We start from the raw sequence: 20,839 nt of genomic DNA, 5'->3' as shown, positions 1-20,839 counted from the left end.
TACGAAGGATTATAATTTCAATTGATTTTTTACCGGATTAGCATATATTTCCAGATAAATATTGTTCAGTAGGGAAATATTCCCTTCCAGTTTATCCATTTTTTGAGTCATCACTTCGATAAAACGTTTCTTTTCTTCTTCGGTATAGAATGCTTTGAATTTATTTACCGAATGTAATAAATCATAGGCAATGTAATTATTCGGCCAAAGCTTGAAATTCTGATGAATTTTAGAATCGATAATTCCGGCGAGTGCTTCTATTCTGTCTCCATTGGAGGGAAGTTGATCCAGTTCATCGAATTCCTGATCTGTGAGCTGATCGATATGGAAATGTACGCGTCCTTTGTAGTCACTTAGCCCGGTGAGCATACTGTTCATATCGGCTTCGGGAGTTTTGATATATTCTCCGACGGTTTTGGTATATAATTCCGAGGTTTTCAGGGCATCGCAAGGCTCCCATTCGTAGGAGATGGCGAGGGGCATGATATGTAGTTCTCTGAAATTGATCCCGAATTGGGTGGGACCGCTCATCTTCAGCATTTTCAATAGACTGGGTTGGGCTTTATCATCGCCGTTTTTAGTTCTTCCTTCCCGTTCGGCGATCCATACCGAATCTTCGTTTTCTTCGATGACTTCCCGGATATATTTTGAGCGGAGAGCCGAACTCGTAAGCATTTCTCTCACTGTTATATCTCTCTCTATGACAAAACAAGAATCTAATTTGACCAAATCGGTTACCCAGTCGTTGATCAGGAGATTACTTCCTATAGCAGCCCGGGTGTATTTATTACCATGTTGACGCAAAAGCACATTCAGGATGGCTGAATCGAGAATGATATCCCGATGATTGGACATAAAAATATAAGAAGTATTTTTGTCGACCAATTCCATTCCTGATACTGTAATTCCGTCTGTAGTCGTATTGATCAGAGATTGGATGGCCGGACCGAAAAATTTGGCTTGAAATTCCGCACGGCTTCGAATTCCTTGTAAAGCTCCTTGTATGGTTGCACGGTCCATTTTAGTTAGGTGTGTAAACAGAGTCAAAAATTCTTCTGATTTACATAGACGTTCTATTGCTGCCTCTATTTCGCTATCGCAATAGGGTCTGATGGTGTTAAATTCGGAATCCGATGTCATAATTTTATTTTAAAAAATAATTCTTTTCTGCTGCAAAGATAAAACTAAAAGCTAAAAGCTGAAAGCTATCTGCTAAAACTTCCCGGAAAATGCCTATTAATCTGTTTCTTAATTTATAATGTCTTTCCCGGGTAAGTCTTTAAAGCTACGGATAAAATTTCCATCGCTTTTTGAAGATCACTGATTTTTAGAACATAAGCTATTCTTACTTCATTTTTGCCTAATCCGGGAGTATAATAGAAGCCGCTGGCAGGGGCGAGCATAACGGTTTGACCGTTATAGTCGAATTCTTCCAATAACCATTGAGCGAATTTTTCAGCGTCGTCGACAGGCAACTTGACTATGGAATAAAAGGCCCCTTTGGGTATAGGACAAACCACTCCCGGCATTTTATTCAAGGCTTCTACCATGAAGTTTCTTCTTTTGATATATTCATGATAGACGCTTTCAAAATATTCGTCGGTGGTGTCCAGAGAGGCTTCGGCTGCAATTTGTCCCAAAGCGGGAGGGCAAAGGCGGGCCATGCCGAATTTGAGGGCTGCATCCAATATCGCTTTATTTTTAGTGATGATCGCTCCGACACGGATACCGCATTCGCTGTAACGCTTCGACATGGAATCGAAAAGAATGGTGTTTTGTTCGATTCCTTTCAGATTCATTACTGAAAAATGTTTTAAGCCATCATAACAATATCGTCTGTAGACTTCGTCAGAATATAGGTATAATTCGTGTTTTTTTACAATCTTCGCCAACTCTTCCAGCTCTTTGGGGGAATATAGATAACCTGTCGGATTATTGGGGTTGACAATTACAATTCCTTTGGTTTTGGGTGTAATTTGTTTTTCAAATTCACTCATCGGTGGAAGGGCGAAATTGTCTTCGATTTTTGCTGTTACCGTTTTAATTTTGGCTCCGACCATTAAGGCGAAAGCCGTATAATTGGCGTAAAACGGCTCCGGTATAATAATTTCATCTCCCTCGTTCAAGGTGCTCATGAAAGCAAACAGAATGGCTTCCGAGCCACCGGTAGTAATCAGTATGTCTTCTTCGGTCAGGGAGATCCCTAATTTCTGATAATATCCGGCTAATTTGGTACGAAGTGTATGATTTCCGGCGGAAGCCGTATATTCGATTACAGGAAGTTTCATTTGCCGGACTGCTTTCAAAGCTACTTCAGGAGTAGCGATATCCGGCTGTCCGATATTCAGGTGATAGACCTTTATTCCTCTTTCTTTGGCACGGTCTGCATAAGGGACCAGCTTACGGATCGGAGAAGCCGGGATTTTTTTTCCTTTTTCTGAGATTTGTAACATATTGTATTTCTTTGAAGGTTCCTCTTTTTAAATGCCCCTCAAGATACAATATTTTTTACATTCCTGCAATCGTTTTCAGTTTTTCAATATTCAATAATTTTATTTTACGTCCTTTGACTTCGATCAATCCGTCGTTTTTGTAGTCGGAAAGTAAACGAATAACGGTTTCTGTCGCTGTCCCGACAAAATTGCTAAGGTCTTCACGGGTGATATTCAGTTTTAAACTTCCGTCTTGTTCGATACCGAAATCATCTGCAATGAGGAGTAAGATCTCGGCCAGGCGTTCTTTTACAGATTTTTGTGCAATATCCCGGATGTAACGATTCGAGTCGCCCAATTCTTTACAGGCTATTTGCATCATATCGTAGGCAAAACCTGAATTATTCCGGATTAAGTTTAACAAAACCGAATCGGGTATATAACATAGAATTGCCTCTGAATGTGTTTCTATAGAGGTGCAAGCAGGTTCGTGCCGGATGACTGAACGGAAGCCGAAGAGGTCTCCTTCCTGATCGAATTTGATAATTTGCTCTTTCCCTTCATGTCCTGTTTGATATATTTTGATGATTCCGCTGTATATGAAATAACAACCTTTGATTCTTGTGCCTTCCGCGTAAATCAGTTCACCTTTCTTGTAATATTTGACCGAATCCGGACGAAGCAGGCCTTTTAATTCTTCGTCCGAAAGATTGGTAAAGGTCTGTTTTAGTTTTTTGTAACAAGACCCTAAGTCCGGCAAAACTATATTTGAATGTTTGTTTAATTCGTTTTTCATTCTCTGGTATCCTTTTCTATGAGCATTTCCTGAATGCACCGGGTTATGCTTTTTTCATCGAATCCGCATTCTTCATATAATTGTTGTTGAGTTCCGTGCTCGATAAACTTATCCGGAATTCCTAATCTTTTTATAGTAGCATGATATTGGTGGTCGGCCATAAATTCGGCGACAGCACTTCCTAATCCACCTTGAATCGTTCCGTCTTCCAAGGTGATTATTTTAGAAAATTTTTGAAAAACGGTATGTAATAATTCTTCGTCTATAGGTTTTAAAAAACGCATATCATAAAGGGCGACGAGCGATTCTTCGAAGTGAGATACAGCTTTCTTCGCTACATTTCCGATACTTCCGATAGATAAAATCGCTATTTTTTCTCCCTCGATCAAACATCTGCCTTTACCGATTTCCAGTTCCTGAAAAGGAGTATGCCAATCGGCAAGAAAACCGTTTCCGCGTGGATAGCGGATGGAAAAAGGTCCCTGGTCAGGTAATTGGGCGGTGTACATCATATTTCTCAGTTCCGCTTCGTCCAGGGGAGCTGCGATGATCATATTCGGAATGCATCTGAAATAGGCTAAATCAAAAGCTCCATGATGGGTGGCTCCGTCGGCTCCGACAAAACCGGCCCGGTCGAGGCAAAATACAACATTCAGATTTTGTAGGGCGACATCATGAATCACCTGATCGTAGGCTCTCTGCATAAATGAAGAATAGATATTGCAGAAAGGAACAAATCCTTTTGCCGCCAGGCCGGCAGAAAAAGTGACGGCGTGTTGCTCGGCAATCCCGACATCGAAACAACGATCCGGCATTTCATGCATCATGATATTTAATGAACAGCCGGTAGGCATAGCAGGGGTGATTCCGATGATCTTGGAATTGCTCTTCGCCAGCTCTGTGACTGTGTTTCCAAAAACATCCTGAAATTTGGCCGGAATGTTAGGATTATTCTCTTTAATTCGCTCTCCGGTCACTTTATTGAACTTGCCGGGGGCATGCCAGATTGTTTGATTGATTTCGGCTTCTTTAAATCCTTTTCCTTTGACCGTAATGCAATGCAAAACTTTAGGACCCGGTATATTTTTCAGGTCCCGTAATATTTTGATCAGATGATGGATATCGTGGCCGTCGACAGGACCGAAATAACGTAATCCCATAGCTTCGAAAAGATTACTTTTTTTCAGAAGCATCGATTTTATGCTATTGTCGATATTCTGGATAAAATTCCTCATGCCTGGACTGATCCGGTTTAGTTTACCTAAAACGTTCCATACATCCCCCTTGATTTTATTATAGGTCTTAGAAGTACTGATGTCCAACAGATATTCGTTCAAGCCTCCTACGTTGGGATCGATCGCCATATTATTGTCGTTCAGGATGACTAATAGGTTGGAATCGTATACCCCGGCATTGTTGAGGGCTTCGAAAGCCATTCCGCCTGTCATCGAACCGTCGCCGATTACGGCCACGCTTTGCCGCCCGGTTTCTCCGTTGATTTTTGCTGCAATAGCCATGCCTAAAGCTGCCGAAATCGAAGTAGAAGAATGACCTGTACCGAACGAATCGTATTCACTTTCCGATATCTTCGGGAAACCGCTGATTCCTCCGTAGATACGTTTGGTTTTGAATTGTTCTTTGCGGCCGGTGAGTATTTTATGGGCATAAGATTGATGTCCGACGTCCCAAACAAGATTGTCGTAAGGGGTGTCGAGGATATAATGAAGCGCAACAGTCAATTCTACGACTCCCAGACTTGATCCGAGATGTCCCGGATTTTCGGCACAATCATCGATGATTTTCTGCCGGATTTCCTGACATAACTGAATCAATGAATCTTCAGATACTTTTTTTAAATCTTCAGGTGTATTTATAGAATCAAGGATACTCATGTATGCATCATTTGCTAATAAATAATGGGCTAATAACAAACATCAACCTATTAGTTCATATTATATTAGCAGATTAATAGACGATCGTACCGATCTGTTGGCCTTCCATTAATTTTTTAAGGTTTCCTTCAACATCCATATTGAAAACAACGATAGGAAGGTGGTTTTCTTTGCACATGGTCGTTGCGGTGAGATCCATGACTTTTAACCCTTTATTATAAATTTCGTCATACGTGATTTTCTCGAATTTGGTGGCTGTCGGATCTTTTTCCGGATCGGCGGTATAAATACCGTCTACCCGTGTCCCTTTCAACATGGCATCGGCTTCTATTTCTATGGCACGCAAACTACTGCCTGTATCGGTTGTGAAATAGGGATTACCCGTTCCGGCACTGAAAATGGTGACATAGCCGTTTTCAAGGTATTCTATCGCTTTGGCTTTGGAGTAGAATTCTCCGATGGGCTCCATGCGTATAGCTGTCAGTACTTTGTTCCGGCAATTCTCGTTGTCGAGTGCCGAACTGAGTGCCAGACTATTGATTACGGTGGCCAACATACCCATACTATCTCCTTTAACCCGGTCGAATCCTTTATTGGTACCGCTCAGTCCCCGGAAAATATTTCCTCCGCCGATTACTATTCCTATCTGGATGCCCATTTCGGCGATTTCTTTTATTTGTCGGGCGTAGCTTTCGACACGGGTCACGTCTATCCCGTATTTTTGAGCGCCCATTAACGACTCTCCGCTGAGTTTAAGAAGTATCCTGTTAAATTTCATCATGTTAGGTTTAAAGTTGAATGACAGATTTCATTTTTATCGTTTATTCTATCAAAAAGATTTTCTATATTGTGAAAAATTACAACAAAACTAGTTATTTTTATCCGATTATAGAGCAAAGCCTGTATAAAAAATAGATCGTAGTTTTTATTGTTAATTTTTTATCATTGATGAAGATGAACGAACAGAATCGTAATTTGTTGATATTATTATCAATATGTGTATTAACCATTTTCCCTCTTTTAGGTTTAACGGATTATAATACGAAAGGTGAGCCTCGGGAAGCTATTGTGGCTTATTCTATGTTGGAACACGGGAATTGGATTTTGCCCCGGAATTATGATGGTGAGATTGCTTTTAAACCTCCTTTTTTGCATTGGAGTGTGGCTGCTGTTTCCACTTTGTGCGGTGAAGTGTCCGAATACTCCTCCCGGGTTCCGTCTGCTTTGGCCCTGATCATTATGGCTGCCGCTATTTATTGGTTTTATGCCAGACGTAAAGGGGCAACTGTCGGGTTATTGACCGCCTTTGTCATGTTGACCTGTTTCGAGGTACACCGTGCCGGTTTCACCTGCCGGGTAGATATGGTATTGACCGCTTTTATTGTGTTGGCTATTATCCGTTTTTATTCGTGGTATGAAAAAGATTTGAGAGGGATCCCCTGGCTGGCTATTCTGTTTATGGGATGTGCTACCTTGACTAAAGGACCGGTGGGGATTATTTTACCTTGTTTGGTAGCCGGCGTATTTCTTTGGATAAGAAAAGGACATTTCTGGAAATTGGTTTTGCGTTTTATCGGGATAGCCCTATTGGCTTGTGTTTTACCTGCCATTTGGTATGTTTTGGCTTACAACGAAGGAAAGCAGGAATTTTTAGATTTGATGATGGAAGAAAATTTCGGGCGGTTTTTAGGTAAGATGTCTTATGCTTCCCATGAAAATCCTTTTTATTATAATATTTATATGCTTATGGCCGGCTATCTCCCCTGGACTTTGTTGTTGCTCTTCTCTCTTTTCTGTTTGCGTTACCGCAAATGGACCGGGACCTGGAAAGAGAAGTGGCAACAAACGGTAGAGAAAGTCCGGACCAGTGATCCGGTTCACTTGTATTCTTTTTTGACTATAGCACTGATATTTGTATTTTATTGTATCCCTGCAAGTAAGAGAAGTGTTTATCTGTTACCGATATACCCTTTTATCGGTTATTTTCTGGCGGTTTATTTTCTTTGGTTGGTTCGTATGGGGAAAACTGCCATAAAGATTTTTGCTATCGTTATCTCTTGCCTTATTATTTTACTGACTGTCGTATTTTTTGTCGTGAAAGCAGGAGCTGTTCCCGACACGATTTTTGCGGGTAAAAGGGCTGTAGAGAATATCGCTTTTTTGCATGCGTTGGAAGAAATTCCAATGAATTTATTCAATATTGTTCTGATCTTTTTACCGATTGTTGCTGTCGTTGTTTTGCTTAGAAAATTGAAAAGTAAACCCTGGAATACTCAGGTATTGTATACTTTGTGCGGATTATTGTTTACGATATTTGTCGTTTTGGACGGAGTTTATCAGCCTGCCGTATTGAATACCAAATCGGATATCGGTTTGGCGCAGGAAGCACGGAAATGGGTGCCCGAAGGCAAAATTTATTCTTATACTTATTTCTTCTATAGTGTCAATTTTTTCAATGGTGACCGGATGGCGCTTTTTGAAAAAGAATTGCCTGAAGAAGGCTACGTTTTAGTGAAGCAGGGGCTATTGGAAGAATTTCGTCAGAAATATGGAGAGGAATATGTTTTAGATACGGTTTATACTTCGAATCGCCGGAGTTGTGATGTCAGAGATATAATCCATATTCTTCATTTTACCAAAGAGAAGGCGATAGGAAATGCAGAAACGGAAGAACGTTTTTAACAGAAACCGTGTTTTGCAGATGGTCGGAAAATATCCGACCATCTGCAAATAGCCCGGTTATTTATTTCAGATTGACATCTTCTTCGATAAAATAACGGGGACGTTGTTTCACTTCTTTGTAAATCTTTCCGATATATATTCCGGTTATTCCGATAGCCATCATAATCATTCCACCGATAAACCAGATAGAGACCAGTAAGGAGGTCCAACCCGGTATGGTATGGGCATGAGCATGTTGTACCAAGGCGTAAATAATCATGATAATGGGGACGATTATTCCGAAAATAAATCCTCCCGTCAGGATTAGCTGAAGCGGTTTTACAGAAAAAGAGGTAATACCGTCCAGGGCAAAAGAAAGCATCTTTTTGAACGGATATTTGGATTCTCCTGCAAACCGGCTTTTCCGGTCATAATATACGTAAGCTTCGGGGAAACCGATTAGCCGGACTATTCCACGAAGAAATAGATTGCGTTCCGGATAGGATACGAGTGCCTGTAATGCGCGTTTACTCATCAGTCGGAAGTCGGCATGATTATAGACGACATCGCTTCCCATTTTACGGATTAGCTGATAGAATAATAAAGCTGTATTTTTCTTAAACCAGGTATCGGTCGTCCGTTCCCGCCTTACTCCATAGACAATATCCGCTCCCTGTAGGAAACAATCGGTCATCTCTTCGATAGCATCGACATCGTCCTGTAAATCGGCATCGATTGAAATGGCGGCATCGCAGTGTGTACTGGCCCATTCCAGGCCTGCTAACAAGGCATATTGATGACCGGAATTATGAGCCAATTTTAAACCACCGACGAGTCCGTTTGTTTTACCTGCCTCGGTAATGATTTCCCAGGTTTTGTCTTTACTGCCGTCGTCGACAAATAATATTTTTCCAATGGAGATTTTTCCGTTTTCCAGCATTCTGTTCAGGACGCCGGATAATTGCCGGATAGTTTCCGGAAGTACGCTTTCCTCATTATAACACGGAACTACGATAATAAGGTGGGTTGTATTCATGGTTTATTATGGATTAGAATGTGGTTTGTCGGTTGTCAGTTGTTTACGGATCAGATATTCTGTCGTTTGCAACATGGAGAAGGCATAGGTTTTCAGTGAGTCGAATGTCGTATTCGCTGTTGCCGGGCTTAGAGTTCCGTTATGAATATTATAATTGAACTCTTGTTTACTTTCCGTATCGTAAATATAGAAATGTTTTGTGTCTTTGACTCCTAACATATTGTCTGCGCTAAAAAACATACAAGGACGTTCTTCTTTTAATAAATCTATTCCCAGATTGTTTTGAATATAATTGATACGTAACATACCCAATAAAGTAGGAGCTACGTCGATCTGTCCTCCGAAATTTTCTTTTTCTTCTGCGGTGAGAAGTGCGGGAGCATAAAACATCAAAGGAATGTGATTGTACGATTGAGGCATTTCACTATCCGGATTGCCGACTAATTTTCCGTGATCGCCCAATAAGACGAAGATCGTATTGTCGAACCAAGGTTGTTGCGAGGCTTTATGTATGAATTGACGAATCGACCAGTCGGCGTATTCTACGATTTGTTCTTCTATGTTTTTACTTTTAGGCTGGAAATAGGACGGAATCACGTAAGGAGGATGGTTGCTGATAGAAAGTAAGACAGCAAAAAACGGACTAGTCTGAGCGGACTGTTTTTTCAAATGATTCAGTGCATAGTCGTAAAGAAAATCATCTTGTACGCCGAAACCATTGACTACTTTTTCGGACGGGTAGTTTTCCTGAGAAAAGATCTCGTCGAAGCCATTGGTACGAAAAAAAGCATTCATATTGTCGTATTGGGATTCGTGGGTCATAAAGAACATGGTGCGGTAACCCTGTTCTTTTAATATAGTCGGAAGACCGGAATAAGTGGGAATGACAGAACCTTTCATCGCGTTTCGTTTTAAGATGGAAGGAAAAGAATAAAGGGTCGCATACATGCCATGATTCGTATGGATTCCTGAGGAATAAAAATTAGAGAATGCTAAGGATTGTCGGTATAAACTGTCCAGAAAAGGAGTCAGCTCCTTCTGCTGTCCAAAACGTTTCATCAGATGGGCAGACATCGATTCCATAAAAATCAGCACAATATTCGGACGTCTTAAACTGTCGGAGGCGTTGATTTGGCGTGCAATGGGAGAGATCCCTTCGATTCCCGGCCGGTTTAAATAGTGTCGGGTATTTTCCAACGCTTCGTTTTCCGGCATAAGATGAAGGTATCGGTTTTCTTTCCGTGAATCGTCTAACGTACTGCTTAACAGATTGAATACCGGACTGATGCCCAATTGATTCAAAAACGGATCGGTACAATAATAAGCTGCACTGACTTTTATCGGATTATATCCGGTACGTCCCCGGATACCGAACAGGCAGAGGCCGATACAGATGCAGGCTGTCAGGAAGATATAAATACGGTCGAGCCAAAAGACAGACGGATTTTTTGTATTTAGTAAACGTTGAAAATGACGGATCAATCGTCGCATGAGCCAGATAAATAACACTAAAGTCAATAGAAAGCCGATCAAAGGAGGGTAGTAGGAGGTTTCTCCGAATACCATGCCGGCTGTCGTATTCATATAGCCGAACCAATTGAAGACCGACGAATTGATGATTTTAAAGAAATATTGAAAATAGGGAATATTGGCTGCCGTAACCAGCAATACGATTCCATAGAATAAACTGAAAAAAATACATGTAACATTCCAGAGTATTTTTCCGTAGTAGTTGAACAAAGCCGAAATGGAAACAGCTACTAAAGGGATGAGGAGTATGTAACAAGCGATTACATTATCGAACCAGACTCCCCGGATAAAGGCAGGCCATATCGACATAAAACCGACATGCTCCTGATCCGGAAAATCGTAATTGGCGCTGAAGAAAAAAACGAGTCTGAATAGTGTGAGAAAGAATAAAGCGGTGAAATGTATGGATAACAAACATCCTACAGACAATAAGAACCGTTTGTAACCGGGGTGAGAAAATGTTCGCATTTTAGAAAAAATAGGGTTTAAAATACGGCGTAAAGATACATTTTTAATATTACTATAGTTTGAATATAGGATGAATTAATACAACTTTATATTTTTAAATATGATGACTAATAAAACTTCTGATTATGACCTGACCGTGATTGTTCCGGTATATAATGAAAGGGGAAATATGTTGCGGCTTGAAACTGCTTTGTCGGCTTTTCTGAAAAAATCGAAAGTGAAATCTTGTATTTTGTTTGTGAACGACGGGTCGCAAGATGGGAGCGGTGATTTGATCAGAGAAATTTGCCGGCGGAATAAAGATTTTTTTTATATCGGTTTGGCTAAAAACTGTGGATTGAGCGCAGCTATGAAAGCAGGAATCGATTATACCTGCTCCAGGTTGGTCGGATATATAGATGCTGATTTACAAACTACACCTGAAGATTTCAATCTTTTGTTGGAATATACCGATGATTATGAGCTGGTCATGGGGATTCGGGTGGGACGGAAGGATAGTCTGGTGAAAAATATGTCCTCGAAAGTAGCTAATGGGTTTCGAAGACTGATGACAAAAGATGGGGTGAAAGACACCGGATGCCCCTTAAAAATTTTGCATACTGAATATGCGCAACGAATACCTTTTTTTACTGGAATGCATCGTTTTTTACCGGCTCTGATCCTGCTACAACAAGGAAAAGTGAAACAAGTACCGGTGCGTCATTACCCGCGAATAGCTGAAAAATCGAAATACAATTTATACAATCGCCTCATATCACCCTTTAAAGATTGCTTTGCGTATCGTTGGATGAAAAAACGATATATAAATTATGAAATAGCAGATACTCATCTTTAATAAAGATTTTTTAAGAATAGAGTTGGTAAGAACCGGCTAGGAAAGCTGATTTTTTCCGATGAGTTGAAATTATCTAAAAAATGTTTATCCTGCGAATACTATTTAAAACAGAACTGAAATTTGCTCTAAGCTTCGATCCGGTCAGGATTTTGTTTTTTATTTTTATAAAGAATCCAGATATCCCTGCAATAGACGACTAATCCCGTCGACTGGCCTAAAATTAAAACCGGGTCGTGCCTCACCAAGGCATAGGATACGATAATCAACGATCCGCTGAGACTGATCAACCAAAATCCCATCGGTAAAATGGAGTCATGGTGCCTACGCGAATAAACCCACTGGTAGACGAAGCGAAGAGTGAAAATAATCTGCCCTAAAGACCCCCAGAGAAGCAGGCCGAAAGGAATGTTTTCATTGTAGAAAAATTGATTGATGAACCCTTTTACCTCTGCTAACATATATCCGATGGCTACGATCGGGGTTATGAGGAGAATGTAGCGGATGAGTACCGGAATCTTTTGCCAGCTGTTTTTCATGTTCAAATTCCAAATGTAGATGTAGTAGGATATAAGTTGTCCTAAAATTATGGCAAAGTCATTTCGCAACCAACCGTAAAAGAAAAGTAAGTATGAACCTAATAAGCTTAATAACCAGAACAGAGTAGGGGATACTACCTGCTTTTCTTTTTCAGATATAATCCACTGAATAAGTAAGCGGGCAGAGAAGCAAATTTGTGCTAAAAAACCGAGTGCGTATATCATTGAATTTTTAGTTTTGTTGGAAAATTATAATACTGTAATCTCCAATTGTATATGACTCATTATTATTTGAAAAATTATATAATTTACTTTCTTTTTTGAGTGTGTTTCTATTTACGAATAGAATAAAATTTTGTTTTCCTGATAGACTATCTATAGTGGGTAGATCTACTTCATTAATTTGTTTATTTAGGTAAGAATCTAAATTCTTTCCACTTCGAAGTTTGTAGAAATAGTAATTTTTTATACTATCTTCTTGGGCTATTCTTGTCGCTTTTTGAGTAATATTTTTCAAACCGATGTATTTATTTAATTCGGAAATGTTCACCGATCCAATGAGAATAGACAAGAGCAAACCGACAGAAAGACTATTCGTCGCATTAGTGAATCTATTTTTGTAAAGATAATATAAGCACAGAATAGCCGACGAAGACAGCAGGAAGGCGGCGAAATAGAAATAAGAGCTTTCTAACCAAGGCAGGGAGAGAAAGGCTGGGAGGAAGAATAAAGCCGGAAAAACGAATACGAGTACGGCTGCAGGTAGAACGATAGTAAAATAGATTTTGGGGAGTGCTATTTCGGGGAGTAATAGGAAAGCCAAATAAGCCATAAAGGGGAATAGGGGTAAAAGATAAATATCCAGTTTGGCACTTGAAAAAGTAAGTACCACGAAACCGGTAAGAAGGATGGTCAGGAATAATTGTTTTATATCGTTATTGTAAAGGTGTTTGCGTATCCCGATGAGGAGAACGACAACGTAAAATAGGGTCCAGGGAGCGAGTGAATACCAGATCGTTTTCAGATAATACCAGAAAGGTTCTTTGTGATGGAAGGAATCGACGGCCCTGTTGATGGTCTGGTGGAAAAGCAGGTTGTTCAGATAGGTTTTTCCCCCTTCGAGATATACAGCAATAAACCACAAGCTGCAAAGCCCGATTAATATGCTCCATTGTTTCCAACCTAAATATTTACCGATGGTTTTGAATTGTTTTTTTACCAATAAAAAAGCCGGAATGGTCAATAGAGGAATGATCAAACCTACCGGACCTTTAGTGAAAATGGCCAGAAAGATATAAATCGGTAGTTTGATCGGGTCAGCAGGAGAACATCGGCCGGTATAGATGCGGTAAAAAGTATACAGGCTTAGAATGATAAATAAAGACATCAGCATATCCATGCGTAGCACAATGGCCGAGCCTGTAAATAAACCGCTTGTCAGAAGCATGAATTGGCTGCTTAACCTGAGGTCGGAGGGTAAGGCTGTGTTTACCCATTTATCCATGATGAACAGGATCCACAAGGCCGGGATCAGAGAAAACAATCCCAGGAAAAACATCGAATGTGTACCGAGTAGCCACTTACCTAACATGACAATCCAGAGGTAAAGAGGAGGTTTGTCGGCATATAGGGCGCCATGATTCCAAAAGGTGAACCAATGGCCTTCGCGGAGAGCTTCATCTGCAATACTCAGATATTTCAATTCATTATTGGGAGTAAAATCCCTGAAATACAAGAGAGGTATAAAGCACGCAAAGAAAAGTAAATATCTGGTTATTTTCATCATTTTTCCTTTATAGATATTTCGTACGTATAAAAATGAATTCGGTTACCTGAAGTTGCAGGTTTCATTTTCATTTTCGGCTATAAAGGAATAAAAAAATTTATGCTTGGCGGAGGTAATAAAAAAGAGCCTTATTTCTAAGGCTCTCTTATTGTATTGGGTTCGGATCAATCGTTCAGTGTAAAACGAATAAATCCGGTTACGGTCAGATCTTTGTCCTGACTTGCTAAATAAGCTTTGATCGTTTGTTTAGCATCTTTTACAAAAGCCTGATTCAACAGGGTAGACTCCTGATAAAATTTGTTCAGACGGCCTTCAGCGATTTTATCGAGCATGTTTTCAGGTTTTCCTTCTTCACGTGCTTTATCACGTCCGATTTCCAGTTCGTGAGCGATCACTTCCTGAGGAACGTCGTTTTTGTCGACAGCGATCGGTGCCATTGCAGCAGCCTGCATCGCTATGTCTTTTTTCACTTGGGTATCGGCATCTTTGTTGAAACCGATCACAGTAGCCAATTTATTACCCGGGTGAATATAAGCGATAGTAGCTTCGGCTTCGATTTTGCCATAATAAGCTAATTCCAGTTTTTCACCGATCACACCGGTTTGTTCTGAAATCTGATCTGCGATAGAACGGCCACCGATTTGTAATGCCAAAAGAGCATCTTTATCAGCAGGCATATTCTCAAAAGCTGTATCCAGAATTTGTTTGGTGAAATTGATGAAGTTTTCATTTTTAGCTACGAAGTCGGTTTCACAATTAAGGCTTACCAAAACCCCTTTCTTCCCTTCTGCGTGAGCCAAAACACAGCCTTCTTTAGCTTCGCGGTCTGCACGTTTGCTAGCAACAATCAGGCCTCTTTTACGGATGATGTCTACTGCTTTATCGAAATCTCCTTCAGCTTCCTGAAGTGCTTTCTTACAGTCCATCATTCCGGCATTAGTTGCATGACGCAACTTCATTACATCAGCTGCTTTTATTTCCATGTTTGTAATTTTTTGATTATTGTTCTTCTGTTGCTTCTTCTGCAACTTCTTCAGCTTCGCCTTCAGCTACTTTTTCTACTTTCTTAGCTGCCGGTTTTTTTTCGGTGCCTTCTTTGTCTTTTTCAGCTTTACGTTCTGACAAACCTTCTTTGATAGCATCGGCTACCCGGTCGATAACTAAACTGATAGAAGTAGAAGCATCGTCATTACACGGAATGACGAAATCAATACAACTCGGATCAGAGTTGGTGTCTACCATTGCAAATACTGGAATACCGAGACTTTTAGCTTCTTTCACTGCAATATATTCCTTCATTACATCCACAACGAAAAGAGCTGCTGGCAGACGGGTCAGATCGGCAATACTTCCTAAGTTCTTGTCGAGTTTTGCCCGCTGACGAGCGATCTGAAGTTTTTCCCGTTTTGAAAGGTGGTCGAAAGTACCGTCTTTCTCCATCTTATCGATGGTGGTCATTTTCTTCACTGCCTTACGGATTGTCGGGAAGTTGGTCAACATACCACCCGGCCATCTTTCAGTCACATAAGGCATATTAATATTAGAAATTTTCTCAGCAACAATGTCCTTAGCCTGTTTCTTTGTTGCAACAAACAGAATTTTACGGCCTGACTTAGCGATCTGTTTCAGTGCTGCAGAAGCTTTGTCCAGCATGATAGCTGTTTTGTTCAGGTCAATGATGTGGATATCATTACGCTCCATAAAAATATAAGGAGCCATTTTAGGATTCCATTTACGGGTGAGGTGTCCGAAGTGACAACCTGCATTTAATAATTCGTCGAAATTCGTATTTGACATTTTTGTGTTTTTAAAAAGTTTACATTCTTCATTTAAGCAATTGCCAGGTAGTCCCACTGAAGGAGTCCTGTCAATTTAGATACTAAACTGAGATTAACGTTTAGAGAACTGGAATCTCTTACGTGCTTTGGGCCGCCCCGGTTTCTTACGTTCAACTTCGCGAGGATCACGTGTCATGAAACCTGCTGCCCTTAATTTAGGTTTGTCTTCTGCATTGATTTCAACCAGAGCTCTGGCGATACCCAGACGCAGGGCTTCTGCCTGGCCTTTGAAACCACCACCGTCCAGATTTACCTTGATGTCATATTGACCGGTAACTCCCAACAGTTCGAGAGGTTGTTTAACAATGTACTGGAGTGTAGGTAAGGTAAAATATTCTTCCAACGGACGTTTGTTGATGGTGATATTGCCTTTTCCTTCACTGACGTAAACGCGAGCTACTGCTGCTTTTCTTCTACCGATTGCGTTAATTACTTCCATGATCTGTTAATTTAAAGAGTTTAAATCAATTACCTTCGGCTGTTGAGCTTCGTGTTTGTGTTCGGTGCCTGCATACAGGTGAAGGTTTTTCAAAACTGCTCTTCCCAGACGGTTTTTAGGAAGCATACCACGAACGGCGTGTTCGATTACTCTTTCCGGATGTACTTTCAATACTGCTGCCGGAGAGGTGTGACGCTGGCCTCCGGGATATCCGGTGTGACGAGTGTACAATTTGTCGGTTAACTTATTACCGGTTAACACTACTTTTTCTGCGTTGATGATGATGACGTTGTCGCCACAATCTTCAAACGGAGTAAAGGACGGTTTGTATTTGCCTCTTAACAGTTTCGCAACTTTAGAAGCAAGACGTCCCAAAACCTGATTCTCTGCGTCAACAATAACCCACTCTTTTTGTGCGGTGACTTTGTTGACATAAGTTGTTTTGTAACTTACTTGATCCACTTTTTTTAATTTTTAATGATACATCTGTTTGTTTTTTGGCGCGGCAAACCCTTGCAATTAACGGAGAATGGGAAAAACGCATAGTCGGGCAGGCCAAAATCCCATTCACTGAAAATGTGCCTGCAAGGTAAATGGCTAAGGTTCAACCTTGCAGTTTAAAAGTGTGCACCACTCCAAAATGAGGGGCAAATTTAATCAAAGATTATTTATAATCAAAGAGTTTTGTCTATAAAATAGATTTTGTGAATTATTCGTAATGAAGGATCAGATAACGTTCGGCTTTGACATAAGTCACATTGAGCAGGTTCGTTAGAGGCAAATTAACCGGATTTCCTGCATCATCGTTAAAAACGATATAGGGAAGTTCGATTTGAAATAGCCTGATTTTATATACATGTTTACACTAAATGTAGGTTTATTTTTTCTTTCTATTCCGATTCCGGGTTTTGTGCCATCAGACCGGTTCGCCTGGAACGGTCCGTTAAGGCTTTCCTTCACTGACCGGCGGAACTCCTCACTACGTTCGTCAGACACCACCGGTCGGGCGTTCGGAAATCCTAACCGGACCCTCGTTCCTGCTCCAATGGTCTTCCGGCATAAAACCCTGCATCTTCCGTCAGCACTACAGGGCAAAGAAGGAAAGTTTCATTGAATGAAAGGGCAGGCCACCCTGACCGGAGTATGGATACCTGGGTTACCTGACCGGATTATTCCTATAAAATACCGATTACTGAATTAATTCCGAAGGTAAGGGTTCAGAAAAACAGCTGTTTGATAGAAGTTTATACTTTTCAGGTCACAGTTCGTTTCCTATGCAGTGATAACGTAAGTCGGAGGTGTTCGTGTTCGGGGACCATTGGAGCTCTGTCGGGTGTCGTCTTGCTTTTTCTGAATGCCCGACCGGTGGTGTCTGACGAGCCTGCGAGGAGTTCCGCCGGTCAGTGAAAGAAAAAGGTAGACGACCGACAGAAGCGACCGGGTCCCCGAACACGAATACCGAAGACGAACAAGTAACAAAATAATTCTACGTTTATAACGTGTAAATATGTATATAACTGTCAAAAATATATATAGCATAGGGACTGATAGCTTATAGTGGAACCGTTTGTTTGTCTTCCGTATAACAAGTAAAAATACCCAGAGCTCCCTGCAGATTACCTTTTAAAGGGACAGGGGTCGTGATACTGCTCTGATTGGCTGTATTTGCTGCATTTAGGGATACCTGGTAATCGTAATTAGCTTTCGTAATTCGTTTCAGCGTGAAAATAATTTCCTCTGCCTGTCCGATATCCGGAAGGATAACGGACTTTTCAGTAAGGCCTTCCTGTTGGAATTCACTATAATCCAGATAACATACTTCTTTGTTGAGAATCGAATCTGCATGGACAGCTTCTGCTGTATAAATGTAATAGTTTTCATCGGCTTTTTCCGAAATATAAAAACGAATGATCGCTTCATTTCCTGCTACCTGGCAATTATAGATAGATACTGCCGGAGGGATGGAGGTCGAAGCTGTGATCGATTTGTGATCGATCGTAGTAATATCGAGGAATAAAGAATCGATATAGCGGACTTCAAATTTTTCCGGGCTTCCATAATTGTATATAAACTCGGAACCGGGGAGAGTGTATAAAGTATGTATCAGTGAAATGGCTTTGTCTGCATGAATGGTCACTTTCATTTCTTTTGAAAAGTCGATTTGCAGATCTTCGGATACCGGAAGCACACTCGTTGCCGATAAAGCGAACGGCTGGCCGGGTTGACAATAACACTCGATAAAATACTCCGGAGTTTCCCCGGTATGACGGATAGGGAGATCTTCTTCAGGCATACACGCTGCCTGGAAAAAATACAGCAGTAATATCGGATAGTATCGGTGTTTCATTTATAATTTTATTTTAAACGAAATATACGGTATAAACGGCAACATGACTTTAGATTTTGGAATAAATTTTGTATGATTGTTTGCCGTTTGTTCAGCTTTAAAATAGACAAAAGATGGATTCGATTGATTGTAAACATTATAGGCTCCTATACTTAATTTTAAGCTTGCATATTTATAAGGGATCGTATAATCCAGGTTTAAGTCCAGACGATGATTGTTGGGAAGCTTGTAATTGTAGCGGTCTGTATAGACCGGCACGAGGACCGGTTGGTTTTGGCTGCTGCTAATATTATGAGCGACAGCAACTCCGACAGGGAATGTGGTATAAACTCCTGAAGAAAATGTCCATAAACTATTAAAAGTGAGTCGTGTACTGATATCGTAGGAGGTATTGACCACAACATTGTGTTTGACATCATAAGGAGGGAAAAAGGATTTTCCGTTATTGATTTCAGCAAATTTACGTTTGGATTCCGAGAGGGTATAGTTAAACCGGGCACTGATCTTTCTATGCTCCAGGGCTAGATTGAATTCAACCCCCCGGGCATGTCCGCTGCCGGTAATCATATTGTCGGTCAAAGCAGTGTATTTAGTAGACAACCCTGAGGAGAAATCTTTGACATGTTTCATTTTTTTATAAAAAATACCCGCATATAAAGTCAAACCTCCCTGGATTTCCTGTTCTGCTCCGATCGAATATTGATGGCAAAGCGCGGGTTTCATGTTTTTTTCGAGAGGATACCAGATGTCTACCGGAGTTTTTACAGTAAAGTAGGGATAAAGGCTTAAATATTGTGCCGTTTGGGCATAGTCGGCCCAGAAAGTGAATCTGTTTTTTGAAAAGCTGATTTTTGCCCGGGGAGAAACACAGAAGTTTTTTAAATTTCCGTTGTAATATTGAAAATTTAAACCGGCATAACAGGTAAAGTAATTATTTATTTGATAGGATATATCTGAATATATTTCATAGATATTGAATTTTTTATCAGAACTGCGGATGAGTATGTTTTCTTCTGCATCGGGCCTATTGGCTGTTTCAAAACGGGCTTGTTCGAATTTTCCTCCGATATTCCATTGAAACTTGTCCAGAAAAGAATGGGTATACATGATCCGTGCAATGATGGAATAATTCCGGTTACCACCTCCCATAGGAATCGTACCTTCGGCATCTCCTTCACTGAAAGCAGATTTTACCCCTAATCGGAAATGCAGGATATCACCGTTTGCAGGGGTATACCAAGCACCTGCATTGCCTGAAAAAGTGTGCCAGTTAAAGTCATAATTTACATTTTCATTTAACTTCATACTTAGACCGTCGATCGTAAATAACCCGAAGGCAGTGACCCGCCAACGGTTGGAAAGTTTGGAATCTATACTGACGGTGGCATCGTTGAAAGCATATTCGGGCATAAAATTTTGTTGTTTCTGGTCTTTTACCGATTTGTTATATAAGCGGGCGATGGTTTGTAAATAGGACGTACGGAATGAAGCGGCAAAAGAGGTATGATCTCTTACTAACGGACCTTTTATTTTCAGGGCAGAAGAGACAAGGCCTAAAGTGATTTCTCCCTCGTATTTTTGTTTGTTTCCGGGATCCGGCCTCATATTGATGTAAGAGGATAAGTAACTGTTGTAAACTGCCGGGAAACCGCTTTTATAGACTGTCGAATTATTCAGGATAAAAGGATCGAAAGTAGAGAGGATTCCGGTAAGATGATCCGGGCTGGCGATTTCCATATCATGGGTGAGGAAACCATTTTCGCAACTGTTGCTTCCCCGGACATAAATCCCCGGATCGAGTGCATTGGTGGTAATAATGCCCGGAGTTGTGGCCAGGTATTTTAAAATGTCTTGTTCGCCCAGAATGGCCGGAATCATTTCTATACCTTCTTTCGAGGAATAGAGGCGTCCGGGAGTTGATCGGCCGGTAACGACAACTTCCCTTAGGTTGTTGAATTTATTTCTCAGAATGACGATAAATGGACTCCGGGTGTCTTTCAAAGTATAGCTTTCTTTTTTGTAATTCACATGTGAAAATTCCAGCGTACAGGGAACTTCACAGGCTAACTCGAAATAGCCTGTGGAATCGGAAGAAGTACCCTTGTTTTGTTCGGGGCACCAGACATTGACGCCGCTTACCGGAGTCCCGTCATGGATGATTACCCGCCCGACGATAAGAGTCTGGGAGAAAACAATTCCTGGGAAGAACAAACCGATGATAAATAAGAATTTATGCATAAGAA

The 20,839-nt window shown here is 40.7% G+C and carries 17 protein-coding genes; 2 read left to right on the top strand and 15 right to left on the bottom strand.

The window, feature by feature from the left end; translation table 11 throughout:
* Positions 1-9 precede the first annotated feature (9 nt).
* From ODOSP_RS13615 to pyrH, 5 genes are all read right to left on the bottom strand, one after another.
* Positions 10-1,140: a 1-acyl-sn-glycerol-3-phosphate acyltransferase gene (locus ODOSP_RS13615; protein WP_013612879.1), complete on the bottom strand. Its 1,131-nt coding sequence runs from the start codon at positions 1,138-1,140 to the stop codon at positions 10-12.
* Positions 1,141-1,253: 113 nt separating this feature from the next.
* Positions 1,254-2,453 carry a pyridoxal phosphate-dependent aminotransferase gene (locus ODOSP_RS13610; protein ID WP_013612878.1) on the bottom strand — a complete coding sequence of 400 codons (1,200 nt, stop codon included), beginning with the start codon at positions 2,451-2,453 and terminating at the stop codon, positions 1,254-1,256.
* 55 nt (positions 2,454-2,508) lie between these two features.
* Positions 2,509-3,228: a Crp/Fnr family transcriptional regulator gene (locus tag ODOSP_RS13605; RefSeq protein WP_013612877.1), complete on the bottom strand. Its 720-nt coding sequence runs from the start codon at positions 3,226-3,228 to the stop codon at positions 2,509-2,511.
* Complete coding sequence (gene dxs / locus ODOSP_RS13600; RefSeq protein ID WP_041556859.1) at positions 3,225-5,120, bottom strand: 1-deoxy-D-xylulose-5-phosphate synthase; 1,896 nt, start codon at positions 5,118-5,120, stop codon at positions 3,225-3,227. Before dxs ends, ODOSP_RS13605 begins: the two co-directional genes overlap by 4 nt.
* A gap of 73 nt (positions 5,121-5,193) precedes the next feature.
* Positions 5,194-5,901 carry a UMP kinase gene (gene pyrH, locus ODOSP_RS13595; RefSeq protein ID WP_013612875.1) on the bottom strand — a complete coding sequence of 236 codons (708 nt, stop codon included), beginning with the start codon at positions 5,899-5,901 and terminating at the stop codon, positions 5,194-5,196.
* A gap of 173 nt (positions 5,902-6,074) precedes the next feature.
* On the opposite strand from pyrH, the gene ODOSP_RS13590 reads away from it, so the two are divergent.
* Complete coding sequence (locus ODOSP_RS13590) at positions 6,075-7,802, top strand: ArnT family glycosyltransferase (RefSeq protein WP_228026216.1); 1,728 nt, start codon at positions 6,075-6,077, stop codon at positions 7,800-7,802.
* Between the two features lie 61 nt (positions 7,803-7,863).
* On the opposite strand, the gene ODOSP_RS13585 is transcribed toward ODOSP_RS13590, so the two are convergent.
* On the bottom strand, positions 7,864-8,817 hold the full coding sequence (locus tag ODOSP_RS13585; protein ID WP_013612872.1) for a glycosyltransferase family 2 protein: 954 nt from the start codon (positions 8,815-8,817) through the stop codon (positions 7,864-7,866).
* Positions 8,818-8,823: 6 nt separating this feature from the next.
* Complete coding sequence (locus ODOSP_RS13580) at positions 8,824-10,815, bottom strand: LTA synthase family protein (RefSeq protein WP_013612871.1); 1,992 nt, start codon at positions 10,813-10,815, stop codon at positions 8,824-8,826.
* A gap of 103 nt (positions 10,816-10,918) precedes the next feature.
* On the opposite strand from ODOSP_RS13580, the gene ODOSP_RS13575 reads away from it, so the two are divergent.
* Positions 10,919-11,650, top strand: coding sequence for a glycosyltransferase (locus ODOSP_RS13575; protein ID WP_013612870.1), 732 nt, complete (start codon positions 10,919-10,921; stop codon positions 11,648-11,650).
* A gap of 125 nt (positions 11,651-11,775) precedes the next feature.
* Here ODOSP_RS13575 and ODOSP_RS13570 read toward each other — a convergent pair whose 3' ends face one another.
* The 8 genes from ODOSP_RS13570 to ODOSP_RS13530 form a co-directional block, all read right to left on the bottom strand.
* The gene (locus ODOSP_RS13570; RefSeq protein ID WP_013612869.1) at positions 11,776-12,411 is read right to left on the bottom strand and encodes a lipid-A-disaccharide synthase N-terminal domain-containing protein; all 636 of its coding nucleotides are present in this window, start codon (positions 12,409-12,411) and stop codon (positions 11,776-11,778) included.
* 7 nt (positions 12,412-12,418) lie between these two features.
* Positions 12,419-13,969 (bottom strand): ArnT family glycosyltransferase, encoded by a 1,551-nt coding sequence (locus ODOSP_RS13565; protein ID WP_157741851.1) that lies wholly within the window; start codon positions 13,967-13,969, stop codon positions 12,419-12,421.
* A 167-nt stretch (positions 13,970-14,136) separates the two neighbouring features.
* The gene (tsf, locus tag ODOSP_RS13560; RefSeq protein WP_013612867.1) at positions 14,137-14,955 is read right to left on the bottom strand and encodes a translation elongation factor Ts; all 819 of its coding nucleotides are present in this window, start codon (positions 14,953-14,955) and stop codon (positions 14,137-14,139) included.
* Between the two features lie 16 nt (positions 14,956-14,971).
* Positions 14,972-15,769, bottom strand: coding sequence for a 30S ribosomal protein S2 (rpsB, locus tag ODOSP_RS13555; protein WP_013612866.1), 798 nt, complete (start codon positions 15,767-15,769; stop codon positions 14,972-14,974).
* Between the two features lie 93 nt (positions 15,770-15,862).
* The gene (rpsI, locus tag ODOSP_RS13550) at positions 15,863-16,249 is read right to left on the bottom strand and encodes a 30S ribosomal protein S9 (protein WP_013612865.1); all 387 of its coding nucleotides are present in this window, start codon (positions 16,247-16,249) and stop codon (positions 15,863-15,865) included.
* Between the two features lie 6 nt (positions 16,250-16,255).
* Entirely contained in the window at positions 16,256-16,711 is a 456-nt protein-coding gene (gene rplM, locus ODOSP_RS13545; protein ID WP_013612864.1) for a 50S ribosomal protein L13, read from the bottom strand.
* Positions 16,712-17,801: 1,090 nt separating this feature from the next.
* Positions 17,802-18,596 (bottom strand): DUF4249 family protein, encoded by a 795-nt coding sequence (locus ODOSP_RS13535; RefSeq protein ID WP_013612863.1) that lies wholly within the window; start codon positions 18,594-18,596, stop codon positions 17,802-17,804.
* Positions 18,597-20,834 carry a TonB-dependent receptor gene (locus ODOSP_RS13530; RefSeq protein ID WP_013612862.1) on the bottom strand — a complete coding sequence of 746 codons (2,238 nt, stop codon included), beginning with the start codon at positions 20,832-20,834 and terminating at the stop codon, positions 18,597-18,599.
* Positions 20,835-20,839 lie beyond the last annotated feature (5 nt).

This window comes from Odoribacter splanchnicus DSM 20712 (genome assembly GCF_000190535.1).
In the GTDB taxonomy this organism is placed as follows: Bacteria; Bacteroidota; Bacteroidia; order Bacteroidales; family Marinifilaceae; genus Odoribacter; species Odoribacter splanchnicus.
The sequence above is the reverse complement of the archived record's forward strand: the minus strand, read 5'-3'. Positions and strand labels throughout refer to the sequence as shown.